Consider the following 8863-nt stretch of genomic DNA (forward strand, 5'->3'; position numbering starts at 1 on the left):
CCCGCCACCCCCGCCACCCGCAGACGGGACCATGGACAGATGCCGTCGACCGAACCAGCAGCCCTCGAGTTCCAGGACCGTGCCGCCCTCTGGAGCATGGGCGAGATCCGCGCCGCCGACATCGTCACTGCCGCCTGTGACGCACTCGTTGCCGGCCTCGACAGTCCCGCCCTGCGGATCCTGGCGGCCTGCACACGCGCGGAGGCGGACTACGACGTCCCCGACCTCCTGCCCCCGGCCCTCGACGAACTGGGCCTCACCTTCTCCCCGGTGGGCGGTGTCGCCGGACAGGAAGCCGTCGCACGGGCACTCGCCGCCCGGATGCTGGCCGGCGAGCTGACACCCCGCGAGCTGGCCTTCCGGTTCCACCAGCGCTTCGGACACGACCTCCCTCTGGCCGAGCGGCTCGCCGAACTGGACGACGAGTACGACACCCTCGACTACGGCAGCAGGACACGGGCACAGGTCGACGCCGACGTCACAGCCGAAGCCCGTCGGCTCGCACGGCGCCCTCGTGTTCCCACCGAACCCACGGACGCACCGGCCTGAAGCAGGACGGTGGGCCCATGGGATCCCGGAGGCGGGCATGCGCTCGATGCCGCCCTGCCGTACGCGATCGACCTGCGCGAACCGACCGCTCCCTTCAGCTCAGGCCGGATCGGGGCAGGAGATCCGCCACGAGTGCGGCGACCTGCTCCACCTCGACGAGGAAGCCGTCGTGGCCGCAGGGGGACTCGATGACCCGGAGGCCGTCGGCCGTGGGGATGCCCGCCGCCAGCTCCGCCTGCTGGGAGAGGGGGTAGAGACGGTCGGAATCGACTCCGGCCACCAGGGTCCTGGCCGTCACCCGGCTCAGCGCGGCGCGCACGCCGCCCCGGCCACGGCCGATGTCGTGGCTGTTCATCGCCTCGCACAGCACGACATAACTGCCCGCGTCGAAGCGGCGCACCAGCTTGGCGGCGTGATGGTCGAGGTAGGACCCGACCCGGTACCGGCCGCCCGACCGCGGATCCTCCTCGGCCTGGGCGGAGCGGCCGAAGCGGGCCTGGAGTTCCGGCTCGCTGCGGTAGGTGACGTGGGCGATCCGCCGGGCGAGACCCAGTCCCGCGTGCGGCCCGCACGCCGTGGCGTGGTAGTGGCCTTCGCGCCAGTGCGGGTCGGAGCGGATGGCACGCAGCTGGATGCCGGCCCACGCGATCTGCTCGGCGCTCGCGGCTGCCGTCGTGGCGAGCAGCAGCAGCGCGCCCGTCCGTTCCGGGTGCGCCACGGCCCACTCCAGTGCCCGCATGCCGCCCATCGAGCCGCCCACCACCAGGGCCCAGCGGTCGATGCCCAGCGCGTCCGCCAGACCGGTCTCGGCGGCGACCTGGTCACGCTGTGTCAGGTACGGGAAGTCGCCGCCCCAGTGCCGTCCGTCGGGGCGGCGTGAGGCCGGGCCCGTGCTGCCCTGGCAGCCGCCGAGGACGTTCGGGGCGACGACGAACCAGCGGTCCGTGTCGAGTGCCCGCCCGGGTCCGACCAGCCCGTCCCACCAGCCGGGGGTCGGGTGCCCGGGCCCGGCGGGGCCGGACACGTGACTGTCACCGGTGAGGGCGTGCAGGACCAGCACGGCGTTGGAATGGTCCGGTGCGAGCCTTCCCCAGGTCTCGAACGCCAGGCGCAGGGCGGGCAGTCGGCCGCCGCCCTCCAGTCCCAGCGGCGTCTGGCGCTCGTACCACTGGCGACGCCCGGGCGGGTCCCCCTCCCGCCAGGCCCCGGAGGCCGGCGGGAGGGGGACCTGCTGCGGCGGCAGTACGGTGTTCAGGACGCCCCCTTCGCCGCCCGGAACCCGGCCTCCAGGTCGGCCTTCAGGTCGGCGAGGTTCTCGATGCCCACCGAGAGCCGCACCAGGCCGGGCGAGGCGCCGGTGGCCTCCAGCTGCCGTTCGTCCAGCTGGCTGTGGGTGGTGGACGCCGGGTGGATGATGAGACTGCGGACGTCACCGATGTTCGCGAGGTGGCTGAACAGTTCGACGGCGTCCACGAAGCGCTTGCCGGCCTCGACGCCGTCACGCAGTTCGAAGGCCAGGACGGCGCCCCCGCCGCGCGGCAGATAGCGCCGGCCGGCTTCGTACCAGCGGTTGGACGGCAGCCCCGGGTAGTGGACCGCGGCGACCTCGTCACGCTGCTCCAGCCATTCCGCCAGGGCCTGGGCGTTCGCGGAGTGCCGCTCGATGCGCAGGCTGAGCGTCTCCACCCCCTGGAGCAGCAGGAACGCGGAGTGCGGCGAGAGGGCGGGGCCGAGGTCGCGCAGCAACTGGACCCGCAGCTTGACGGCGAAGGCACCGGGGCCCAGCGCGGGCCAGTACCGCAGGCCGTGGTAGCTGGGGTCGGGCTCGGTGAAGCCGGGGAAGCGCTCGGCGTGGGCGCCGAAGTCGAAGGTCCCGCCGTCGACGACGACGCCGCCGATCGTGGTCCCGTGCCCGCCGAGGAACTTGGTGGCCGAGTGGACGACGATGTCGGCGCCGTGCTCGACGGGACGCAGCAGATACGGCGTGGGTACGGTGTTGTCCACGATCAGCGGCACGCCGGCTCCGTGCGCGACGTCCGCCACGGCCCGGACGTCGAGCACGTTGCCGCGTGGGTTGCCCAGCGACTCGGCGAACAGGGCCTTGGTACCGGGCCGGATCGCCGCCCGCCAGGCCTCGGCGTCGTCCGGGTCGTCGACGAAGGACACCTCGATGCCGAACCTGGGGAGCGTGTGGCGGAACAGGTTGTACGTGCCCCCGTACAGGGAGGCGCTGGAGACGACGTGGTCACCGGCTCCGGCCAGGGTGAGGATCGCCAGGGTCTGCGCCGCCTGCCCGGACGCCAGGGCCACCGCCGCGACGCCGCCTTCCAGCGCGGCGATGCGCTGCTCGAAAACGTCCTGGGTGGGGTTGTGGATGCGGGTGTAGATGTTGCCCGGCTCGGCGAGCGAGAACAGGTCGGCGGCGTGCTGGGTGTCGCGGAACACGAACGACGACGTCTGGTAGATCGGCGTCGCCCGGGCGCCGGTCACCGGGTCCGGCGCGGCACCCGCGTGGATCTGCTTGGTCTCGAAGGACCAGGCCGAGGTGTCGGGCCCGGTGGACTCCTCGTCGGGCGTGTGTCCGGCGGTGACGGAGTCGATCGGCTGGCTCATGGTGCTGCTCCCTTGCACGGAGGGCGGAGTACGTGACGCGCGGGCGCACGCCACGAAGGGCTTCATGGCGTGCTGCCGGCGCGGGGGAAGGACCGCGTGACCGAGCGCCGGGCCCGTACGGGGGCAGCGGTCGGTGCGGCACGGAGGAGAGGCGGGGCGAAGGCCCGGCGAGGTGTCAGCTCCGGGCGGTACAGCCCGTGGTGGTGACACGCACGTAGTCGACGTGGCGGCGGGTCACGAGCACGGTCATGAGGTCAGGGAAGCACACGCCGGCGCCGCGGCACCAGTACGGCGGACGGCGACGCGGATCCTGACACACGACCGCAACACGACCGGCCGCCGTCCGCAGCGGGCCCCCGTCGCTGCGGTGGTCGGAGTCGAAGGTGTCCTCTGGCGCTGTACACCCTGGCCATGCTCAGCCTGGCCCTGACGCGGCTGGTCTTCGCGGGCCGCATCCGGCGTCAGAGGGCACTGGCTCGCGCCGGTGAGCCCGTGGAACCTCTCACGGGCGGACAGGTCACCGTGTCCGTCCGCACGCTCACGGCCATCGCCATGGCCATCGCCTTCACGCTGTAGAGCCGGCGGGCCCCCTCAACGGCGCGCTCCGGGCGGATGGTTGAGCACCGACGGGCTGCCGGGACGGCTCGGCGCGGCGGAGTTCGTAGGCTTCGGCGAGCAGCAGGTAGCTGCCGGCCGTCCAGGTGTAGGCGCGGTCGCGCAGCCCCTTGCCGGTGAGGGCGTCGAAGTTCTCGGCGAACCCGGAGGTCTCGCACAGGGCGCGGAAGCGGGCGCTGATGTCGTCGGCGAGGTGGTGGTGTCCCGCACGGCGCAGGCCGTCCTCGACGAGCACGGTGGACGGGGCCCAGACCGGCCCGCGCCAGTAACCGTCGGCGAGGTAGTGCGGTGAGGTGGGCTGTTCGGTGGCCAGGCCGTGCTCGGTCAGATGAGCCCGAATCCGCTCGGCCAGCGCGGCGCTGACGTCCTCGGGCAGGTGCTCGCCCAGCACGACGGGCATCAGGTCGAGGAGACTGGCGCTGGCCCAGCCGTCGCCGCTGTCGACCGAGCGGGCGACGAACCGGCCGTCGCTCCACAGCTCCTGGAGCATCGCCGCCTGCACCGTGTCGGCCGTCCCGGCCCACCTGCGGGCGTCGTCGGGCAGTGTCAGCTCCCGTGCCATGCCGGCGAGTTCGCGTAGTTGCAGGACGAGGAAGGCGGCCAGGTCGGCGGTGACGATGACGCGTTCGGGGTCGAACGTGGTGGCGTTGTCCCAGCCGCTGTCGTTGCCGTGCTGGTAGTGGGGCAGAGTGGCGCCCGGTGCGCGTCGTGCGGTGAGCCAGAACTCCGTCCAGCGGCCGAGTCTGTCGTACGCCTCGGTCAGTCGTGCTGTCCCGAGGGGGTGCGGGAGTCGTCGGCGCAGGTGGCCGAAGGCCCAGCCGTGCACGGGGGGTTTGACGAAGTTGTGCAGGACTTCCGAGTGGGTGACCGAGTCCGGCAGGGCCCCGCTGTCGTCCTGGTGGTCGAAGGGGAGGGAGAACTGGTCCCAGGCCAGCTCCGGATGTCCCGGGGCGAGGGCGAGGGCGTTGAAGCAGTGGTCCCAGCTCCATACCTTGTCCATCCAGTGCTTGGACATCAGCACGGCCGGCCGGGTCACGAAGCCCTTGGGGCGGACGGTCGCGGACCACAGGACGTAGGCGGCGAGTTCGGCGGCGGGGGTGGCGGGCGACCGCCACGGCGCCACGGAGTCGGTGAAGGCCGCGAAGGCGTCGCGTGCGGCACGGACGACCTGGTCGAAGGCCGCCTGGGAACGGTAGGGGCGGCGCGCGGTTTCGTACTCCTCGACCGCGATCTCCCAGCTTCCGTCGCGGTCGGCGCCGATGGTGACCTGGCGATCGGTGCTGCCCAGGATCTGGTCCCCGGCTGCTTCCGCCACGGCTCCCGACAGGAGGGTGATCCGGTAGCGCCGCCCGGTCTCGTAGGAGGTGAAGACGTACGCCTCGGCGTGCGGCTCCCGGTAGAAGTAGGTGCCGCTGAACGGGGTCAGGGCCCGCGCCGCCGCGGAGACGCGCATGCTCAGACCGCTGCCCCGCAGCCGGACGGTGTCGGGCGACTCGTAGGCGAGGTCGACCCGCCCTGCCCGGCCGACCCAGCTGAGCAGGTCGGGTGTCGCCTCGACGCGGGTCTCGGCACGGACGGCCCGGCCGGCGGTCAGGGGCGTGAGGCGCAGGACGGCGTGCATGCCGCTCTGGTGGGAGACGAGGTGGAGGTCCTCGGCGTACGTCTTCTCCGCCACCACGGGCGAGATGTCGAACCAGGAACCGTAGGTGCTGAAGGGGATGTCGTGGAGGGAGAAGGCCGGGCCGGATCGGGCGGCGGTCATGAAGGGTGACTCGTTTCTCGAGCAGGAGGTGACGGCCGTCCGGCGCCCGGACGGCGTGCCATCACGACGTGGGAGTGGGTGGAGGTCAGTCCTTGACGGCGCCCGCGGTGACGCCGGCGGCGACGTACCGCTGGGCGAGCACGAGGATGACGGCGGCGGGCACCGAGGCGAGGACGGCGGTGGCCATGATGGCGTTCCACTCCTGGTTGTTGTTGCCGATGTAGTGGTAGATGCCGAGGGTGATCGGCTGGTGGGCGCCGCCGCTCGCGAGCGTGCCGGCGAAGACGAAGTCGGACCAGGACCACAGGAACGTGAACAGGGACACCGTGACCACGGCGTTGCGGCTCATCGGCAGGATGACGGACCGGAAGGTGCGCAGGGCTCCTGCTCCGTCCATCGTGGCGGCCTGGATCAGTTCGCGGGGGATGCCGGACATGAAGGCGGTGAAGATGAGCACCGCGAAGGGCACGGCCAGCGTGGAGTCCGCGACGATCAGGCCCGGCACCGACTGGAGCAGGCCGAGGCTGAGGTAGATGGCGTAGAAGCCCATCGCCATGATGATGCCGGGGATCATCTGGGCGGCCAGCAGGACGAAGGACAGGATGCCGCCGCCGCGCGGCCGCAGCTTGGCCAGGGCGTAGCCGGCGGGCGCGGCGAGGGCCACGGTGAGCACGACGGTGGCCAGGCCGATGACGAGGCTGGTGGCGAGGTAGGGCAGTTGCTCGTCGAGGACCCGGCGGTAGCCGTCCAGCGTGCCGTGCGCGGGGAAGAGGTCCGGGGGGCTCTTGCGCATGTTCTGGTCGCGGGTGAAGGACACGTTGAGCATCCAGTAGACCGGGAAGAGCATGACGGCGGTGAGCGCGATGCCCGTCGCCGTCTTCCACCAGTGGCTTCGGCTGCGGCGCGGTCGGGACAGGGAGGCGGTGGTCATGAGGCGTGCTGCTTTCGCTGGACCTTCAGATAGATCAGGCCGAACACCAGAGCCGCGACGACGAGGAGGTTCCCGACGGCCGCTCCCGGCCCGAAGGCGGGCAGGGCGTTGCCGAAGCCGAGCTGGTAGGACCAGGTGGCGAAGGTGGTCGACGAGTCCACGGGGCCGCCCTTGGTCATGATCCAGATGATGTCGAAGACCTTGAGGGTGTAGACGAGGCCGAGGAGGAGCGTGATCGCGGACACCGGGCGCAGCAGGGGGAAGGTGATGCGCCAGAACCGCTGCCAGGCGTTGGCCCCGTCGAGCGCGGCGGCCTCGTACAGAGACGCCGGGATGGACTGCAGGCCGCTGTGGAGGACGACCAGGTTGAACGGCACGCCGATCCAGATGTTGGCGACGATCACCGAGGTGAGTGACCACGACGGCGAGGTCAGCCAGTTCACCGGGTCGACACCGACCACGCGCAGGGCGGCGTTGACGACGCCGGAGTCGCTGTTGAGCATCCACGCCCAGGTGGACGCCGACACGATGAGCGGCAGCAGCCAGGGTACGAGGAACAGGGCGCGCAGGGTCGCCGACAGCCGGAAGTGCTGGTTGAAGAAGACGGCGAGGGCCAGCCCGATCGCGTACTGGAAGGCCAGGCACACGACGGTGAACACGGCGGTGTGCAGCAGGGCCGGCGCGAAGGTCGGGTCGTCGAGGACGGTGCGGTAGTTCTCCAGGCCCGTGAAGGGGGCGTCGCCCTGGACGAAGGAGCGGACGGTGTAGTGGCGCAGGCTCAGGTCGATGTTGCGGTACAGCGGGTAGGCGTAGAACAGGACGAGGTAGAGCGTCACCGGGGCGAGGAAGCCCCAGGCGGCCCACTGCGGGGAGGCCGGACGACGCCGTGTTCGCGCGGGGACCGGGGGCGGGGCGGTGCCGGCCGTTCCCTTCCCGACGCGCGCGGACCGGCGGTCCGGCACCTGGGTCGTGTGAGTCATCTGCGGACCGGGTCCCTGGGCTACTTGACGGCGGACTGGGCCTTGGCCAGCGCGTCCTCGGGCGACTGCGCGCCGCTGAGGGCGGACTGGACCGCCTTCCACAACTGCTCCGAGATCCTCGGGTACTTGGTGCCGAGGTCGTCACTGGTGCGTCCCTTGGCGGCCTTCACCGCGTCGACCCAGGGCTTCAGCTCGGCGTGCGCGGCCAGCTGTCTGTCCCGCACTTCGCCGGTCGGTGCCACGTAGGAGAGGGTGGTGTCGGTGGCGTGGAGGTTCTCGGTGCTGGTCAGGCAGGAGACCAGCTTCTGCGAGGTGGCGTAGCGGCCGGTGTCGCCCTGGGCCGGGATGGTGACGAACTCGCCGCCGGTCGGTGCCGGCGCGCTCCCCCCGCCGGAAGCGGGGATGGGAAGGACGCCGTAGTCGAAGCCCGCCTTCTCGGCGTTGGCGAGCTGCCAGGTGCCGTTCTCCGCGAAGGCGTAGTCGCCACTGGCGAACTCCTGCCAGCTGGTCGTCTGGGTGTTGTTGAGGACCGAGTTGGGGGCGTAGCCCTTCTTCGTCCAGTCCTGCCACAGGGAGAGGGCGGCGGCCGCCTCGTCGGAGTCGAGGTCGGTCAGCTTCGCGCCCGCGCCCCAGAACCACGGCAGGAACTGGAAGGTGCCCTCCTCCGTGCCGATGGCCGAGAAGGTGATGCCCTTCTTGCCGGTCTTCTTGACCTGGTCGAGGGCTGCCGTCAGCGACGTCCAGTCCGTGATCGAGGAGATGTCGACCCCGGCCCTCTTCAGCACGTCCTTGTTGTAGTACAGGGCGAGGGTGTTGGCGCCGATCGGTGTTCCGTACGTCTTTCCGCCGGACTGCCCGGCCGCGAGCAGGTTGGCGTCCACCGCGGAGGTGTCGAGCTTGTTCTCGTCGGTCGTGGTGAGGACGCCTGCCTCGGCCAGCGTGGAGACCACCGGGTTGTCGACGACGAGTACGTCGGCGGAGTTGTCCTGCTGTGCCGCCAGCAGCGCCTTGCCGGAGAGGTCGCTCGTGTCGAAAGCCGTCCTCTTGATCTTCACTCCGGCCTTGGCGCCGCAGGCGTCCAGCAGTTTCGCCCAGGCCGACGCCTTGTCGAACTGCGGGTACGGGTCCCAGACGGTGTACGTTCCGCTGTCCGCGCCGCCGGCGGAGGCGCTGCCCGAACCGGAGGAGCAGGCGGTGCCGGTCACGGCGACGAGGGTCGACAGAGCCACCGCCGCGGTGAGACGGCGTCTGGAGGATGTGTGCATCGCGGGTCCTTTGTCTTCGGCACAGGTGTGCGCGGAGGCGATGGAGGCGTGCGAGGGCACGCCGGGAACAGCCGGGGCGGCACCGGTGGGTGTGCGCTGCGGGACGGCTGGGGCGGGGCGGGAGGGCAGGGGTGAGGCGGGAAGGCAG

8 protein-coding genes are annotated in these 8863 nt (G+C 71.5%); 2 read left to right on the forward strand and 6 right to left on the reverse strand.

All coding sequences use genetic code 11. The annotated features are described in order from the left end of the window. Nucleotides 1-549: hypothetical protein (locus tag KUM32_RS29745; RefSeq protein WP_254406337.1), on the forward strand; the 549-nt coding region annotated here is incomplete at its 5' end. Nucleotides 550-643: 94 nt separating this feature from the next. Here KUM32_RS29745 and KUM32_RS29750 read toward each other — a convergent pair. Both KUM32_RS29750 and KUM32_RS29755 read right to left on the reverse strand, forming a co-directional pair. Continuing rightward, nucleotides 644-1804, reverse strand: coding sequence for a homoserine O-acetyltransferase (locus KUM32_RS29750; RefSeq protein ID WP_217145082.1), 1161 nt, complete (start codon nt 1802-1804; stop codon nt 644-646). Beyond that, nucleotides 1801-3162 carry a bifunctional o-acetylhomoserine/o-acetylserine sulfhydrylase gene (locus KUM32_RS29755; RefSeq protein WP_217145076.1) on the reverse strand — a complete coding sequence of 454 codons (1362 nt, stop codon included), beginning with the start codon at nt 3160-3162 and terminating at the stop codon, nt 1801-1803. The genes KUM32_RS29750 and KUM32_RS29755 overlap by 4 nt, the downstream gene beginning before the upstream one ends. A gap of 411 nt (nt 3163-3573) precedes the next feature. Here KUM32_RS29755 and KUM32_RS29760 point away from each other — a divergent pair, with 411 nt between their 5' ends. Beyond that, nucleotides 3574-3738, forward strand: coding sequence for a hypothetical protein (locus KUM32_RS29760; RefSeq protein ID WP_217145077.1), 165 nt, complete (start codon nt 3574-3576; stop codon nt 3736-3738). Here KUM32_RS29760 and KUM32_RS29765 read toward each other — a convergent pair. The 4 genes from KUM32_RS29765 to KUM32_RS29780 all read right to left on the reverse strand — a co-directional run bounded on the left by KUM32_RS29765 (nt 3728) and on the right by KUM32_RS29780 (nt 8715). Continuing rightward, a complete protein-coding gene (locus tag KUM32_RS29765) occupies nt 3728-5539 on the reverse strand; it encodes an amylo-alpha-1,6-glucosidase (protein ID WP_217145078.1) in 1812 nt (603 codons plus the stop codon). The two genes, KUM32_RS29760 and KUM32_RS29765, sit on opposite strands and share 11 nt — an antisense overlap. Before the next feature lie 85 nt (nt 5540-5624). Then, nucleotides 5625-6470 (reverse strand): carbohydrate ABC transporter permease, encoded by an 846-nt coding sequence (locus KUM32_RS29770; RefSeq protein ID WP_217145079.1) that lies wholly within the window; start codon nt 6468-6470, stop codon nt 5625-5627. After that, nucleotides 6467-7450: a carbohydrate ABC transporter permease gene (locus KUM32_RS29775; protein WP_217145080.1), complete on the reverse strand. Its 984-nt coding sequence runs from the start codon at nt 7448-7450 to the stop codon at nt 6467-6469. The genes KUM32_RS29770 and KUM32_RS29775 overlap by 4 nt, the downstream gene beginning before the upstream one ends. Nucleotides 7451-7470: 20 nt before the next feature. Further along, a complete protein-coding gene (locus tag KUM32_RS29780) occupies nt 7471-8715 on the reverse strand; it encodes a sugar ABC transporter substrate-binding protein (protein ID WP_217145083.1) in 1245 nt (414 codons plus the stop codon). Nucleotides 8716-8863: the final 148 nt, after the last annotated feature.

This window comes from Streptomyces sp. AC627_RSS907, from assembly GCF_019049165.1.

Coding starts and splice junctions, on each gene's coding strand:
- KUM32_RS29760 (WP_217145077.1), top strand. CDS start 3,574: ATGCTCAGCCTGGCCCTGACGCGGCTGGTCTTCGCGGGCCGCATCCGG.
- KUM32_RS29770 (WP_217145079.1), bottom strand. CDS start 6,470: ATGACCACCGCCTCCCTGTCCCGACCGCGCCGCAGCCGAAGCCACTGG.
- KUM32_RS29755 (WP_217145076.1), bottom strand. CDS start 3,162: ATGAGCCAGCCGATCGACTCCGTCACCGCCGGACACACGCCCGACGAG.
- KUM32_RS29765 (WP_217145078.1), bottom strand. CDS start 5,539: ATGACCGCCGCCCGATCCGGCCCGGCCTTCTCCCTCCACGACATCCCC.
- KUM32_RS29780 (WP_217145083.1), bottom strand. CDS start 8,715: ATGCACACATCCTCCAGACGCCGTCTCACCGCGGCGGTGGCTCTGTCG.
- KUM32_RS29775 (WP_217145080.1), bottom strand. CDS start 7,450: ATGACTCACACGACCCAGGTGCCGGACCGCCGGTCCGCGCGCGTCGGG.